This is a genomic window from Methanothrix sp., from assembly GCF_016706325.1.
Classification (GTDB): domain Archaea; phylum Halobacteriota; class Methanosarcinia; order Methanotrichales; family Methanotrichaceae; genus Methanothrix.
The window spans coordinates 430818-446912 of record NZ_JADJJX010000001.1 but is presented as its reverse complement, the minus strand read 5'-3'; the positions used below and the strand labels follow the sequence as shown (position 1 = coordinate 446912).

At 52.0% G+C, this 16095-nt stretch carries 13 protein-coding genes; 7 read left to right on the top strand and 6 right to left on the bottom strand.

What is annotated here, in order from left to right:
* Positions 1-95: 95 nt before the first annotated feature.
* From sepS to prf1, 5 genes are all read right to left on the bottom strand, one after another.
* Complete coding sequence (gene sepS, locus IPI63_RS02280; RefSeq protein WP_292476392.1) at positions 96-1706, bottom strand: O-phosphoserine--tRNA ligase; 1611 nt, start codon at positions 1704-1706, stop codon at positions 96-98.
* A 154-nt stretch (positions 1707-1860) separates the two neighbouring features.
* The gene (locus IPI63_RS02275; RefSeq protein WP_292476390.1) at positions 1861-2511 is read right to left on the bottom strand and encodes a translin family protein; all 651 of its coding nucleotides are present in this window, start codon (positions 2509-2511) and stop codon (positions 1861-1863) included.
* On the bottom strand, positions 2508-3275 hold the full coding sequence (locus IPI63_RS02270) for a sugar phosphate isomerase/epimerase family protein (protein ID WP_214064362.1): 768 nt from the start codon (positions 3273-3275) through the stop codon (positions 2508-2510). The genes IPI63_RS02275 and IPI63_RS02270 overlap by 4 nt, the downstream gene beginning before the upstream one ends.
* A complete protein-coding gene (locus IPI63_RS02265) occupies positions 3268-3705 on the bottom strand; it encodes an RNA-binding domain-containing protein (RefSeq protein WP_214064363.1) in 438 nt (145 codons plus the stop codon). The genes IPI63_RS02270 and IPI63_RS02265 overlap by 8 nt, the downstream gene beginning before the upstream one ends.
* A gap of 5 nt (positions 3706-3710) precedes the next feature.
* On the bottom strand, positions 3711-4952 hold the full coding sequence (gene prf1 / locus IPI63_RS02260; protein WP_214064364.1) for a peptide chain release factor aRF-1: 1242 nt from the start codon (positions 4950-4952) through the stop codon (positions 3711-3713).
* A gap of 267 nt (positions 4953-5219) precedes the next feature.
* On the opposite strand from prf1, the gene IPI63_RS02255 reads away from it, so the two are divergent.
* From IPI63_RS02255 to IPI63_RS02225, 7 genes are all read left to right on the top strand, one after another.
* A complete protein-coding gene (locus tag IPI63_RS02255) occupies positions 5220-7688 on the top strand; it encodes a tetratricopeptide repeat protein (protein ID WP_292476388.1) in 2469 nt (822 codons plus the stop codon).
* A 28-nt stretch (positions 7689-7716) separates the two neighbouring features.
* Positions 7717-8364: an METTL5 family protein gene (locus IPI63_RS02250; RefSeq protein ID WP_292476387.1), complete on the top strand. Its 648-nt coding sequence runs from the start codon at positions 7717-7719 to the stop codon at positions 8362-8364.
* Positions 8365-8529: 165 nt separating this feature from the next.
* Positions 8530-9090 carry an exosome complex RNA-binding protein Csl4 gene (locus IPI63_RS02245; RefSeq protein ID WP_214064367.1) on the top strand — a complete coding sequence of 187 codons (561 nt, stop codon included), beginning with the start codon at positions 8530-8532 and terminating at the stop codon, positions 9088-9090.
* Positions 9091-9366: a DNA-directed RNA polymerase subunit L gene (locus IPI63_RS02240; protein WP_214064368.1), complete on the top strand. Its 276-nt coding sequence runs from the start codon at positions 9091-9093 to the stop codon at positions 9364-9366. It abuts the gene before it with no gap.
* Positions 9367-9633: 267 nt separating this feature from the next.
* Complete coding sequence (locus tag IPI63_RS02235; RefSeq protein WP_292476385.1) at positions 9634-10041, top strand: PGF-CTERM sorting domain-containing protein; 408 nt, start codon at positions 9634-9636, stop codon at positions 10039-10041.
* Positions 10042-10108: 67 nt separating this feature from the next.
* On the top strand, positions 10109-11716 hold the full coding sequence (locus IPI63_RS02230; RefSeq protein ID WP_292476384.1) for a TrkH family potassium uptake protein: 1608 nt from the start codon (positions 10109-10111) through the stop codon (positions 11714-11716).
* 335 nt (positions 11717-12051) lie between these two features.
* Entirely contained in the window at positions 12052-13848 is a 1797-nt protein-coding gene (locus IPI63_RS02225) for a KamA family radical SAM protein (RefSeq protein ID WP_292476383.1), read from the top strand.
* Between the two features lie 977 nt (positions 13849-14825).
* On the opposite strand, the gene IPI63_RS02220 is transcribed toward IPI63_RS02225, so the two are convergent.
* Positions 14826-16052 carry a hypothetical protein gene (locus IPI63_RS02220; protein ID WP_292476382.1) on the bottom strand — a complete coding sequence of 409 codons (1227 nt, stop codon included), beginning with the start codon at positions 16050-16052 and terminating at the stop codon, positions 14826-14828.
* Positions 16053-16095: the final 43 nt, after the last annotated feature.

Sequence of the window (16095 nt, the reverse complement as noted above, 5' to 3'; positions counted from 1 at the left end):
GCGATTAATCCAAATTTTTCTCACGCTATCCATCTCACTCTATCTCGACCCATCTCACTCCATCTCGACCCATCTTGCTCCATCTCCATCCATAATCAGAGCAGTCTGCTTCTCACTGTGGTGAAGACCGGACCGCGCAGGTCCATCTTGTGCTTGTAGCTGGTGATATATCTCTCCAGAGAGGGGTGGATCTTGATGTTGATATCAGCCGGGCTTCTCACTATCCTCGCCCTGGTCTCAGACTCCTCTCCGGCCATTGCCCTCTCCTCAACCTCATAGGCGGCCAGGGCAGCAAAGGAATCGATGAACCGAATCCCTGTGCTCACCCCCTCATTGAAGGCCTCCTCCCAGCGGGGGGTTCGGGGAATGCCCATGATGTTCTTCTTGTGGACAACGATCTCATTGAGGGATGCCGGTCCGCAGAGCTTGGTGTTCTCCTCCGGCTCGACCACAGAGACCTGAATACGCCTGCCGAAGAGCTCTCCCTCCCAGGCGAGAAACTCGCAGGGAGAGGCGGCATCCCCCTGCTCAAGGCATACCCCGATCACCGACTCGGCTATTGCCTGCCCCTCTGGAGTGCAGGGGGTATTGTCAACAGTGATCATCTGAGCCATCTCCCGGGGGGAGAGCTCCCAGCCGGTCTGGAACTGGGGATAAGAGAGTGCTCTTACATCCTGAGAATTATGCAGTATCATGGCCAGCCGCTCCACACCCAAACCCAGATTCATTACTGGATAGGGAATATCATATTGAGAGAGTGCAATGGGCGAATAGATGCCGAATGTCGCCACCTCCACCCAGCCGCTGCTGTACTTGGTGGCCGAGCCGACCAGGCCCGGATGATAAGCATAGACCTCGATCTGCGTTCCGGGAATGTAGTATTTGCTCCTCTTCTCGTCCGGCCGGAACTGAAACTTCTGGAAGCCAAACTGGCTGAGAAGGCCATCGGCAACTGCTTTTCCATCCTCAACCGATACATCCTCATCCATGATCACGCAGCTCGCAGAGTAGTAGCTCATCAGCCGGGCGGCATCCTCGGCCTGCTCCCGGCGGAAGCATCTGTCCACAGAGAACAGTCTGATGGGCAGCTTCTGGCGATAGTGCAGATCGGAGAGGGAGAGGAACCACCCGCTGGTCATATGGCTTCTCAATGTGCGGGTGGTGGCTTCGGCCTTCAGGCCCCTGAACTCGGGAAAGACCCTTTCCAGGACGGTGCCGATCAGGGCATCGGGAGCAGAAAGGGCTTTGGCGATCTCTCCCACCAGGTCGTCCCCCTCTACCTGGCCTTTCTTATAGGAGTGGAGGATCTGCCGGAATGCCTCCACCTCCTCTGCTGTGAGCTCGCGGCTGAGAAGGGCATTTATCTGGGCGATCCTCTCGTCTGATATGCCTATATCCGGCCGGGGGAGTCCGGCGAGGTAGAAGCATCTGTCCAGCACTGCCAAAGCCTCAGAGCCGAATTGGCGGTAGACATCCTGGGCATCGACCATCACCGGATTCATGGCCTCATTGAAGCCAAGGCGAACGTAAGCCTCTCGAAGCTTCTGAATGGTATCGAAGATGGGATGAACTGAGCCAAAGGAATAGCTATTTCGCGGATACCTCTCATTTAAGGACGGCCGGCCGAGGTACTCTTTTCCTTGCTGCCAGGTCTTATCGAAATCCTCTCGGGCCGCCTCCTTGATCTGATTGGGATCAAACTTCATGATCTTGACTCCATTATCTCAACTCCATGACCTTGACTTTGTGACCTTGACTTTGTGACCTTGACTTTGTGATCTTGACTTTGTGATCTTGACACTTTGATCTTGATTTTATGATTGAACATCATGAGCTCTTGATTTAAGCTCCTTGAGCCCTCTATTTCGAGCATTGATTTTTAAGCAGTGATGATTCCATCCTGGAGATCTCCAGGGCATTGGTGAGATCTCCTCGTGTTCTCTCCAGCATGGACCGGGCAAGATCGCTCTTCCTTCGCAGACCTCTGGTTATGGCGTCCGGATAGTCAAAGAGCATCAGCAGATAGTAGATCTCCTCCATGACCTGCAGATAGTACTCTCCGTCCTTTGCCCTGCCGGAGCGTATGAGATCGAGAATATGACGGCGAAGCTCTCCTGTGGTGTCGCCCAGTCCGGCCAGATAGTTCACCCTCTCCACTGCTATCTCATCTGGGCTGAGGATCTCATGTCTGGTGATAATGGAATAGACTGAAAGGGCCTCAGCATACTCCTGCTCTGCCCCATCCACAAAGCCGGCATAGCGCACATCCTGGTGGTTAACCAAGAGCGTCCGGATCTTCTCCAGCTCTTCTCCAGCCTGATCGATGAGCCTTTCTGCCTCCTCGATCTCTCCTCTGTGTACTGATCTGATGGACGAGGAGCACAGGCGGATCGCCTTCCGGGAGAGGAGCAGTGCCTCCTCGCGAGCCCGGTCTTTGTCATCAAAGCCTCTGAGCAGTTCAGTTGAGATGCTCTCAAATATGGACGGTCCGGGCATCTTTATGCCCCTCATCTATTAAACATCTTTTTAAGCCTCTTCACAGATCTCTGCCCCTCTTCCAGAGAGCGTGATTCAGTGACTATACGACCACTATAGCCATTCAGGCTGGCTGCTACCTTCTCCCAGGGCACAGTGCCATTGCCCACTGGCAGGTGCTCATCCCTCTCTCCGCAGTTATCATGGGCATGAACATGGATTATCAAATCCCGAAGCTTCAGGAACTCCTCTACATTCCCGTTGGTGTTGGCATGCCCTATATCGAGGATGAATCCCAGGTTATCCCTGTCAACAGTCTCAATTATGCCCTCAATCTCCTCCGGGCGTCTCCCCAAGATGGCAGGCATATTCACCATGTTCTCGACAGCTATCATCATGTCCAGATTCAAGGCATGATCGCAGATCTCCTGAATCCCCTTGATGTTCTGCAGCCAAGCAGCATCCGGCATGTGCATTCCCAGGGGGGAGAAGTGGCCGGGGTGGACAACCGCCAGGCGGGCAAAATCGCATGCCAGGTCCAGACAGCTCTTCATCTGCCTCACTGTCTCCTCCCATATGGGCTGGTTGACTGAGGCTAAATTCAGGTCCGAGTAGGGCAGATGGATGGTGATGACCAGATTTGTGGTCTCTACAATCCTCTTAGCCTCGGGCAGGTTCTCTGCCGTCAGCCTCTGCCTCCCCTCGTTCACTATCTCCCAACCACTGTATCCCAGCTCCTCCAGTTGGTAGGCCCAGTCGAAGGGCCTGTCCACCAGCTTGCTGGATGAAAAACTAAACATCCTCCTCCATTCCCCCTTCGAATAGATCGATCTCCTCCACTGCCACCCCGTTCTCAGTGACCGGAGCCAGCCAATCGATGATCCTCTCCCCCTCTGTGGCCAGAACCTGGATATGCAATGAACCCAGTGGCTCCTCTTGGGGCGGGAAGCTCACCATCCCCATATAGGCCGCCTGCTTGCTGAGCTGAAACTGGATGACATTGCCTCTGATGCCTCCCTGCAGGACCGATCGCGCAGCATCCAGAATTTTCTGGCTTCTAAGGAGACGATGCAATCTGATCAGTGATCGGGGGCCGTTATAAGCATTGATGCGATCGGTGCGAATATCCATTATCAGTCCGGGGAAGATATTCTCGATCGCCAGGACTACCCTATCCACCCTTTCAGTAGGCTGGACGGCTGAATAGACTGTGACCTCGATCGTTCTCATCGCCCCTAGATGTGGCTGGTCTTGTATCTGAGAATAGCAGCTATGCCTCCAAATGCTTTATTCAGTTGCGCCCCTTCCTCAAATTCTGTGGAGATGATCTTGACCTCCGCCCCGCTCAGCTCTGCCAGCTTGGATAGATCTGAGACTATATCCTCCTCCTCCTCTATGGCCAGGGGGCTGGAGCACTTCAGGCAGTTGCCCAGAGGCTCAGATGAGCTGCTCCTTGTCCGGCTCTCGGAAAAATCGCAACTGCGGTTGGTGCAGACGATCTTGGCCCTGGTCTTCCTCAGATCCTCAGACAGGAGAAGGGTATCCACTGCTCCAAGCTCAAGGTTGTGGCGAACCTCCCTCTCTCCGTATGCTGCCAGACCCTTATCTGAAACCAGCTCTCTCATGAAACGGCGCATGATCTCTTTATCCTGGGTTACCTCCAGGCCGGCAAGCTGCTCTTGAGCGGAATCAACCAGCTCATACAGCCCTGACTCATCGGTGTAAGAGACATCCAAGACCGCCAGGATCTTTCGCTGCAGCTCATGGTGCAGAAAACTGCCCTCCACAAATTCCTCTTTGGTGGGTGATGGGCCGCCGATAAGGATTCCCTCCAGGTTCTTGGGATCGATGGGCAGAAATGCGTCATTGGCCGACTCGCCTATTCTCTTATAGAAATCATGAATGGCGATCAGACGGAGCTGCTGGAACCTATGGCTGGACTGGCCGCCCTTTCTCTGCTTGCCCGGAACGGTGGAGGTCAGTGTCTTGATGGGCTCGATGTACTTCCCTTTCAACAGGCCGATTGCCGCCTCCCGCCTGTCCAGGACGATCAGGCCAAAGGTCCTCTTGTCGGCCAGCATCTCCTCCAACGGCTCAAGATAAAAGGAGGAGTCGCAGTGATATCGGTATGTGATCAGGGGGTCGGGCGGCTCCAGAGCGGTGCTGAAGAGCTCTGTGCGATTGGCACCTATGTCCACGCTGCCGATGAACAGGACGACGCCATTCTCTGGAGGTTTTGGGATGAGCTTGAGCCTGGACATGGCCGACTCCAGGGATCCCTGGACGCTGAGCCTTGTTACCCTTGACTTGATGTTGGCTGCCTGTCCATACTCCTCCCGCAACTGGCTGGTGACATCGGATATCTGCTTGTCAGGAGGAATATACAGGGAAATGAGCTCCGTTCCCCTGCCCTTCTTGCTCCGGATGTTGTCAAGAAGACGCTTAAATTCATACCTTTCCTGCGCTGTAAACTCCATTCTGGCTGATCTCCAAATTTTCTCCTGGATCAAGATATAAAAGGCTTCTCCAAAAGGATTTCTTCAGTGAATCGTCCTTGAGGCTCATCATTCCTGATCGAGATCGATTATTATTACTATATCAATAATTCAAATTAGATGACTGTTATAAAGAATGGGGTTCAACCTGGCATCCCAGTTTAATCGACAAGTGCAAACTGTTCAATAGAAATTTCAAGATTTGATCTATTCAAAAACTATATAAAGATATAAGTTATCTTATAATCTATGGACCAATTAGTCGTTCTCCAGGAGATCTATTCATCGTTTTCCCGGGGGGGGGATGGCCTGCAAGAAATCAGCAGCAGGGCCATTGAAGGAAGTTGCCCGGAGCTGATAGCCAAATTGCTGGAAGGTGCGAAGCATGGCCAGATCGATGAGGATGTCTGTCGCCAGCTTTCGGGCTGCCTTGTGGATGTCTATGAGATCAAGCGGATGGGGGATATCTGCCGCGGGGCGGGCATGTATGCTCTGGCCATAAACAACTACAACAAAGCCCTTTCTCTCTGCCACGATTCCGTTCTCAGGCCGGTGCTTCAGAACAACCTTGGCCAGGCCTATGCCCGTCAGGGCGATCTGGCCAGAGCCGTCTTCTATTATAAGAAATCCGCCTGCTGCTTTGAGAAGTCCGGGGATCTCATAGGCCTAGCTCATGTCCTGGGAAACCTGGGATCTGCCTATAGACAGAACAAAGATTGGGATCGGGCCATAGAATACTGCTATCGCAGCCTGAAGACCTTCGAGGAGAAGGGGGACGATCTCGGCATTGCTCAGATGACTGGAAGCCTGGGGCGGATCTATGCCGATATGGGTGAGAGAGATCTAGCAGCCCGATACTTCGAGAGGAGCCTGGAGGACTTCCAAGGGCTGGGGGATAAGAAGAGCGCCGCCTGGATACTGGATCGGATGGGGAGGATTGCCAGTGAGAGATATGACTGGGATGGTGCCTTGAGCTGCTATCAGCAGAGCCTCGCTTTATTCGAGGAGCAAGGTCATACCCCAAGCAAGGGGATTGTCCTCTCCAATATGGGACGGATGCATCTGGAGAGGGGGGATGCTTCAAAGGCTCGCGAATGCCTGGAGGATGCCATACCCCTGATCGGCCAGCGTTCACTGCCCGGCAGGGCGAATGCCCTCTCCGCCCTGGCTGCGACCTACAGCACCCTGGCAGAAGGCAGCCTGCTGGAGGCAGAGGATAATGAGGACCTGGGACTGGGCTCAGGCCGGCTGCAAAGGCAAGAAGCATCAAGGAACTTCAGCCTGGCTTCAGGCTGCTTCTTGGAGCTTCAGTCCACCCTTCCCGGAATAGAGGGGGGTGTGGAGAGAAATGCAAAAATTGCTGAATGCAGGTCTCACCTTGCCAGGTTATCAGGCTACATCTCTGATGAGGAGGCAGTAGACCTCGCAGATAAGGCTCTGGCATCGCTGGATCTGGCAGCAGAGAATGCAGATGAGCCGGAGAGCTCCCGGATCAAAGGGCTGGAGAGGAGCATCACCGGGATCAGAGAGGCAAGATCGATCGGTCTGATGGGAGATGAACCCTGGCGGCTGTCCAGGTCGGTCTGCAGAGCAATCGAGCATCTTCTGGCAGGAGCCAGGGTTTGCGAGGCCTCAGATGTAAGCAGCAGTATGACCCTTGCTCTGGAGGGCTTTTTGGCCAGCATGAAGGTCAAGAATGCAGCAGAGTACCCCGCCGAGGGCCTCAGTATCGCAGTTGCACAGCTGCGCCATGCTGGAGAGCATCTCTCTGCCCATCCTTCTTCTCATCTCCCCGCTCATTCCTCTGCTTTAAAAAGGGACTCCAGGGAGAGGGATGCTCGCAGGCTGATCGAGGCGGCAGCAATTCTGGAGGGACAGAGGAGCAGGAATGATATCTCTGCACCAGCTGGCGAGGATGGTGGCCACAACCGGATATGCTTTGGCCCGGAGAGGGATGCATTGCTGCTCATAGGCAGTGCGATGATCAACAGCCTGCTAGAGCAGATCGATGATACCAGGGAGATCCTGGTCTGGGATGAATCTTTGAATCTGATTCCCAGTGAAAAGAGGATACAGATCGATATCGTCGAAGAGGATGGAGAAGGATACGGGGAGAGTGGAGAAGGATACGGGGAGAGTGGAGAAGGATGCGAAACGGATGAGGAGATCACCTCCGATCCGGAAAGGGATTATGAAATGCTGCCCGATCTGGAGATCTCAGAGGATAGGGCGCAGGCACAGGAACTGATTTTAGCCGATGGCACAGTTGAGCCCTCTGAGTTCTATCTATCCGAGATCGTATATCCCACTGAGAACTGGCTGGTTCCTGCCAGGGGCAGTGCCATTTGCAGGAAGGGCAATCCCATCGGTTTTAATACCTGGAGGCGATCGCAATTCTATGGGCCTGGCCCCTTCGACCGCCTGGAGAAGCCCAGCGACGGTATGGAGAGGATTGAGGAAGGGGCGGATGGTGGACTTCTGGAGGCGCTTCATCTCAATGGCGATGGAGCGGGAGAGAAGGAGAGATGGGAGAACGAGCTTGAACATCCCGGTCCTGGGCCTCGCGAGCCCCTCTTGGAGGGGGAGGGGGAGAAGGATAAAGAGGCAAAAAACAGGGTCTGCCTGTTCAGTTCAAAGACTGCAGTACTCCTGATCAAGGTCATGGCAGTGGTGGTGATTCTGCTCATGGCCATCGAAGCGGTGCTATATTTGATATAGAAGGGTCAGCTATATCTGCACTGATAGGATGAAGAGAAAGCAGTTGGAGATGATGCTAGAGCGGCTGGAGGGCTTCTCTAAACCCTCATTTGCCCGAGAGCAGTACTCAACCCCTGCCTCTGTGGCAGCCGAGCTTCTCTTCCTGGCTGCAATGCATAATGATCTGGGCAGGGTCTGCGATCTGGGGAGCGGGACTGGCGTTCTTGCTATAGGCGCGGCGCTCATGGGTGCGCAGGCAGTGGGGGTGGAGATAGATCGGGATGCTCTGGCCACGGCCAGGAAGAACGCAGATAAACTGGGCGTGGATGTGGATTTTATCTGGGCCGATGTCAAAAGCCTGGAGCTGAAGGGCATAGATACAGTGGTCATGAACCCCCCTTTTGGTGCTCAGAAGACAAGTGAAGGAGATCGCGCTTTCCTCTCCTGTGCCCAGAGGATTGCCAAGAGGATTTACTCTCTTCACAACCGGGGAAGCTCCCATTTCATTAAAAAATATATATATCCTAACCTGGTGCAGGAGGTCTATTGCATCCCCTTTCCTTTGAAGAGGTGCTTTGAGTTTCACAGCCATGATCTGAAGATGATTGAGGTTGAGCTGTACAGAATAACCTGCGGCGATTGCAGCGACTGTGGTGATTGCAGCGACTGTGGTGATTGCAGCGACTGCGGCGATTAAGAGCTATAGCGCCTGCTGCCATTGGGACGGCAGCAATCTCATATGCCCTTTTGGATCAGTACTCAAGATCCGGATGGAGTTGTGTCTTCATGCCAGGCTTTAGATACTAGTAATTTCTAGATGAGAGATGTTAGCGATGAGTACAGCGAATTTACAGAGGAATAAATGATGGACGGTTGCTTTGTGCTTCCTGGAGATATGGTGGGGTCATTGGAGGAGTTCATTCCCGGAGACTATACCTATGCCAGGGAAGGAATGATCTTTGCAAATACAGCCGGCTTGGTCAGGGTTGACCCCAAGACCAGGTCTGCCAGCATCATACCCAAGACCAACCCCCCAGTCAAGCTCAGCCAGGGCGATATAGTGGTGGGTGAGGTGATCGATCTCAAAGATAGCCTGGTGATAGTCTCCCTGGCCTTCAAGAAGGGGCATGAGGACAGGCCGATCTCAGATGAGGAGGCCACTATTCACATATCCAATGTGAGAAACTCCTATGTCAAGGACCTGCGCTCTCTCTTCTCTATGCGCGATATCCTCAAGGCGAAGATCGTCGATGGACGGCAGATGAGGCTATCGACAGGGGATGAGGATCTGGGAGTGATAAAGGCTTATTGCAACCGCTGTCTCACCGGCCTGATGAAAAAGGATGGAAAGCTTGTCTGCCCCAACTGCGGCAATAACGAGACAAGAAAGATGAGCTCTGCCTATGGGCTGGGGGTTGTGTAGATGAATCTGAAGATAATTTCCAAGACCGAGAATGAGGCCGTCATCGAGTTTCTGAGGGAAGGCCATACCATTCTCAACCTGCTCCGAACTGAGCTGTTGAAGGACGAGAGGGTGCTCCTGGCAACTTACGACACCAGGTTTCCGGTAATGGACAACCCCATCTTCCGGCTCATCACCAAAGGGGATGACCCCGTCCTCATTCTGAAGGAGGCTACATCCAGAATCATAGATCAATGTGAGGAGTTCTCGCAAGTGTATGCAGAAGCGATGAAGTAGGTCTGCTCTCTCCGAATAACTGCTCTGAGGGATGCCACCCGCCGGGCGGATATGTTATGGGGGGCCAGGATCACATATCCGGCAGCTGCTCCTGCTGGGACCATCCCCTGCTGCACTGATGTCGCTTCTGCCCTCCTCTATGGCAGGATTTCTCTGAGCATATCGCCTTTATAGAACTCCTTTTCTTTCTTTTATCTTGAATTTTTCATTCAGCAGATATATATACAACCATTCTCCACCTCTCGCGCATAATCCTGAGGAATGAGCATGAAGAATGTAGTAGTGATCTTGGCAGCGGCCTTGATGCTGCTGGTTGCAGTCACAACTGCAAGCGCGCAAGAGACCAGCAAAGTCCCTGAGGCGGCAGAGCAGGTGGAAGAGTCTGCTAAACAGGTAGAAGAAGCGGCACAGCATGCAGAGAATGCATCAGCAGATCTGATGGCTTCCGCTGCCGAAGTGGAGAACCTGACCGCCAACACCACTGAGGCTGAGAACATAACCCAGGCGACAGAGAAGGTCGAACAGAAGGCAGAAGAGGTCAGCCAGGCAGCTGCCAAGGCAGATGAGGCTGCTGAGAAGGCAGAAGAGGCTGCAGAAAAGGTGCCCGGATTTGGAGCGGCCTTTGCTGTTCTTGGACTTCTGTCAGCAGCCTTGATAACTCTGAGAAGAGCTTAATCGAATTGAATTTATTACTTTTTTACCGGCAATTCTTATTAACTCCCTGACCAGACTCCCGGACATAATGAAGATAAGGATCATCCTCAGGATCCTGGGCTTGCTGGCTGTGCTTCTGGGCACAATCATGCTCATACCAGGGATCGTCTCCGCCATCTACAAGGAGCCCTTGGGTGTGGTGGCCTTCGGCATCAGCTCTCTTCTGGCAATTATCGCCGGCCTGATCCTGAAGCATTTCGGGGAGAGATCCGATATGGGGCGGAAGGATGCATTTGCAGCCGTCTCCTTCGGCTGGCTCATGGCCGGGCTGATCGGCGCTCTCCCCTACCTTCTTCTGGGATTGGGGCCAGTGGATGCATTCTTTGAATCTATGTCCGGCTTCACCACTACTGGAGCTACCATTCTCAGCCATTACGATTCGCAATATTACTGGATACTGAGCCAGGAGGTGGTACGCAGCAGCCTGGCCTATGCACTGGTGGAGAGGGCCACACATCAGCTCATCCACTGGTCTCCAGCGGGGATAATCGAGCTTGGATTCGGCATCAGCCTGGATTTTATCGATCTGCTAACCATTAAGGGAAGCTATTTCGGCCTGCTATTCTGGAGATCGTTCTCCCAGTTTCTGGGCGGCCTGGGAATAATCCTCCTGTTCATCGCCATCCTTCCCAACCTGGGCGTGGCGGGAAGGGAGCTTTACTCAGTTGAGGGCCTGGGGCTGATGAAGGAGGCCTTGACCCCCAGGGTGAAGAGTGCAGCGAAGGCCTTCTGGGGGATTTACCTGGGGCTGGCGGGGCTGGAGGCTCTGCTGCTGGTGGCCGCGGGCCTGCCCCTCTTCGACTCCCTCTGCACATCATTTTCAAGCATTTCCACTGCCGGCTTTTCCCCGAGAGCCTACAGCATTGCAGAATACAATAGCATTCTGGTGGAGGCCATAATCTGCATCTTTCTCTTGCTTGGAGGAACCAATTTTATAATATATCATCAGATTGTGCTGAAGAAAAATTTAAATTATCTTTTAAAAGATGCAGAGTTCAGAGGCTATATTTTTATTATGTTTATAGCTATTATAATACTAATACTCTTTGGGCAAATACCAGGTGGCATCACCAATGCCCTGCGCTCATCTGTCTTTCAGGTGATCTCTACCATGACCACCACCGGCTTTGTGAACAACTTCGAGTATGATGCCTGGTCTTTGGCGGCCAAGCTGGTCCTGCTGCTGTTGATGACCATTGGCGGCTGCACAGGGTCCACTGGTGGGGGCATGAAGGTAGGGCGGGTGATAATAGTGCTAAAATATGTTCATGCCGAGCTGATCAGAAGCCTTCATCCCAAGGCGGTCATCACCATAAAGATGGCGGATAAGGTGGTCAGGGAGAATACCGTAAGGGCTGTGGTTTTATTCGTGCAGTTGTACATAATGATATTCATCCTTGCCACTTTGATCTTTTCCATCACTGAATCATCAAATCCCCAGTTTGGCGCCCTCTCCGCTATCTCTGCTGCAGCATGCTCCCTGGGGATAATCGGTCCGGGCTTCGGGGTGGTGGCAATGGATTTTAATGCCGTATCCGATGGAGGAAAGATCTTGGCTGTATTTTGTATGTACATCGGCCGGCTGGAGATCCTTCCTGTGGTATTGATGTTCCTGCCGGAGACCTGGTCGGAGTAGGCCATCATAGGATGGTGCTGGATGATATAGGATGAGACAGAGATACGGATGATTCTGGAGAGACAGGATGAGACAGAGGGATGCCTGAAGAGATTGATATTGCAGAGGGAATAAGCATAGCTTCATATGGAATTGGATTGCAGACCCTATGAAATACTTTTTCGGTCTTTATATAAATAATGGGCCAATCGCATAAAACACAAAAAATTTTATTATAAGTTGATCGATTTCTCTTTGATCTAACTTTATATTCCTCTTATCAAGGATAATTTTTTATCAAAGATCCTTTTTCTTGGGAAAAATTAAAGTAAAATGTGATATGGATAGCATAAGATATGACTGATAGATGGGATACATGCTGGGACGCAGCACCAGGGCTATATGTGCTGCTCAAAGAGAGCAAATCATTAGAGAGCGCACGCAACAAAGTAGCTCGATACATCGAAGCCAGAGAATGGACTTATGCCTGTGATGTGAGCGAGATTGAGGCATGGGATTATACCCTTTTCAAAGAGGCCGTACGAACGCTAAAAAATATAATATCACCAAAAAATGAACGCATCACCGGCACCTCTTCCCTGGAAAAATTGTGGGTGGCGGCAGTCAATGGCGATGCTGATGTGGCTGATGACTTCGTCGATGAGTTCATCCATCTCTTCAAGGCCCTGAAATTAAAGGCGGACGTGTATCCCTCCCGGCTGATGGAGGGAATAGATATCCCAAATTTTGATGAATTCGAGGGCCGGAAAGCGGGAATTATGCGCTCTGACTACCTGGACCAGATGGGAAGGCGAATGGATAGATATCTGTCAAGATATAAATCCGGGCTTGACCCGGGGATCATTGAAAAGCGAGAGGAGAATAAGAGGAGGATTCTCGATATCCTCAACTCCTCTGAGGATGATTGGCATGATTGGCATTGGCAATTTCGCCATATTTTTAAAGATGATAATGGATTAAATATAATCCGCCAGGTGATTGAGCTAGACGAAGAGCATGAGAGTTCTATAAGGCTGGCCATAGATAACAATGTGCCCTTTGGCGTTACCCCTTATTATCTCCATCTTATGGATAAAGAGCCCTGTGACATGGATTATGCCGTGCGCAGGCAGGTCTTCCCCCCGCTCAGCTATGTGGAGAATATGATAGCCCACAGAAAGGACAAGATGTGGGCCTTCGACTTCATGAGGGAGAGGGACACCTCTCCTATAGATCTCGTGACCCGGCGCTATCCCCGGGTGGCCATTGTCAAACCCTATGAATCATGTCCTCAGATCTGCGTCTACTGCCAGCGCAACTGGGAGATCACCTCCCCCCTCATGGTCTCGGCCCAGGCTCCTATGGAGAAGATTGAGGCGGCACTGGATTGGTTTTTAGAGCATGAAGAGATGATGGACATTCTTCTCACAGGCGGAGACCCCTTGGTTATGAGCGACTCCTTGATCGATAGGATCCTGTCCAGGCTGGCCCAGATTCCGCATCTGAAGAACATAAGAGTGGCCAGCAGGATGCCGGCCACAGTCCGTCAGAGGATCACTGAGGAGCTGTGCGAGATCCTGGGCTATTATCAGGAGCTGGGAAGGAGAAACCTCTGCCTGGTAACTCACTTCATGCATCCCTATGAGATAACACCGGAGACTCTGGCGGCAACAGGAATGGTGAAGAGAACGGGAGTTGAGATCTACAACCAGCAGGTCTTCACCTTTGCCAACAGCCGGAAGTTTGAGACGGCATCCCTGAGAATCATCCTGAAGCAGATTGGAGTGGATCCCTATTATACCTTTAATATGAAGGGCAAGACGGAGATCGAGGACTATGCCGTTCCCATAGCTCGTATCCTGCAGGAGCGTAAAGAGGAGGCAAGGCTGCTTCCCGGGATATTTCGCACCGATGAGCCGGTGTTCAATGTCCCCGGCCTGGGTAAGGACCACCTCCGGGCCTGGCAGAACCATGAGCTCATCGCTATCACCTCTGAGGGCAGAAGGGTGTACTCCTTCCTTCCCTGGGAGAAGAACATAGCTCAGGTCTCGCCTTTTGTCTACACTGATGTCTCCATACATCGATACCTTCAGAGGCTGATCAAGAGAGGTGAAGATCCGGAGGATTACAGGAGCATCTGGTATTATTATTGAATTAAGGAGATGGGGCAAAAAGATGTGGTAAAATTACTGGGCGGTCAGCTTCTCATGGGCTCTCTAGAAAAAATCCTGCTGGAGGGTGCGACAGCCCCCTTTTATTGTAGCTTGCTTTATCATTGAAGTTGCGCCCAATGCTCATAACATTGAGAAGAAATAGTTCAGCGTCTGTTAACCCGCAAGCCATCTGGCCATCCCTCTGGCGCGCATGGCTTGTTTGCCTAGTGAAATAAGTCTCGAGTGAATAGATTGAATCTTCACCAAATGCAGGTGAAATAATCAAAAAACCTAATTTATAATACAATATTCGGTAAACACGCCTTTAGGAAGTCTCCTACCTACTGGAATGGCCCGCAAATAAAGTCTCGCGTCTGCAAAGAAAGTCCCTCATTTTAGGGACTTTGCATGCAAAGCCAGTCCCACCGAAAACTACAAATATCTATAATGATTATGCATATAGAATGTCGCCTCATGCGAGGGCATGGTGGGTGTACTGTGGGCTGAAACGCATCCGAGAGCGATCTGCAGAATCTGGCCATTAATTCGCCTCTTCCTGCGAGCAAACGAATTCGTGCCGCTCTCAGGAGCAGCTCGATGGCCCATGCTGCAGAAGATGCATGCCGTCGTGGCAGTTGCATTCGGCTGCGCGCCTGTGGGATAACAGGGCAGGATCAAAAAAATTGCGTCCCTTAACTGGTACAGCAATCTGCCTGGGATCTCGCGCTAATACACATTCGGGGCATGAGGCGACACCTGATCAAGATGATGCCGAAACCGGGATGAGGCCACACAGTGAGATTCTGTGGGAATCCCTGAGGGGATGTTTGCGCGATTGGGTGTGTGCCACTCGTACTCGGCCCAAGTGTCAAGCCCAGGCAGATCAAACCATCGCCATCCGGAATACAGATTCCTCCAGTTGATGCGAGCCCGATCATCACTGATCTGCCTGAGGCTTGGCGCTACTCAGTTTGATTCTATCTCCCTAGGTGCTGTTGTCTGTCATCTTCCCCACTGGAAAGGATGTTATTGGAGAGGAGGCAGTCCTTGGAGAACATGAGATTTATCCCTTCTCCACTTATCTTCGAGTTCTCTATAACTGTGCCATCGGAATCGATCACATAGGCCTCTTCAAACACACAGCCGTCGATATGAGCTTCTGGACACCCTCTGAGCCAGATCTGTCCTGCTGTGAGGTTTTTTAGCTCAAGCTGCTTTTGATCCTCATAATAGAGAATGGGCATCCCATCCTTCTGGCAGCCCTCAAACACAATGGAGAAGTCCTCCAGGACCGATCCGGCCATTGATATCTCCGAATTGATCAGGGACAGATTCTTAAAGATGATCTCCTTTGACCAGTCAACGCATAGAGTGCCGTTGACCACTGTTGCATTGCAAACAGTGGCATTCTGGGAATTGAGCACCCACAGACCCACATCCTTCATTGTGCAGCCCTCGATGGCGCAGTCCTCGGCATTAAATAGATCGATCTCCTTTACCTGGTTGCAGTTCTTGATGGTGCAATTCCTCGAGATCTCAATGATGCTCTCTGCCATCCTCAAAGGGCCATGATTCACCGTCGCATTGGCCAATACCCTCGGCCTCTCAGAGTAGAGTGGTGAGATTGCGCCCTTGATCATGATGCAATCGGCAGTGCAGTTATCAACAATGCTATCAGAGATGCCCTCCAAGAAGATGTTCTTCGCAGTATCATTCTTGATCTGAATGTTATTGGACCTGGAGATGCGAAACATCGAGCCGCTGAGGGCTATGCAGTTCTCGATTATCACATTTTTAGCATTTACCATGCCTATGCCCACAGGCTGGGATGATAGCAACTTGCCTCCCCGACTGTCCACACTGACATTTTTCAGGATTATTGGAGCCCGGGTATCGGCGATCATTATGCCATTTCCGGGCAGGCCATTCAGTGCAAACCCTTCAAAAACATAGGCGCCACTGCTCTCCTGCCGGGGAGAAGCCGCACATGCAATAGCAGCGCTAAGCCCCTCATTTCCCACCCCCACATTGAACAGTCCACTGGACACTCCCAGATTGATCCCCTCGATGATCTGATGGTCAGTGCAAATGATGTTAGCATAGCAGTCCTGACAGTATTCGTTGTAGCTATCGCCGCCGGAGATCACCATTGCATAATCGTCTCCTGATGCTGCTGGCAATGTCGAGAGCAGAATCAGGCACATAAAACATACTCGGTATCTGATCAAAAATCATCCCTGCCTCTAT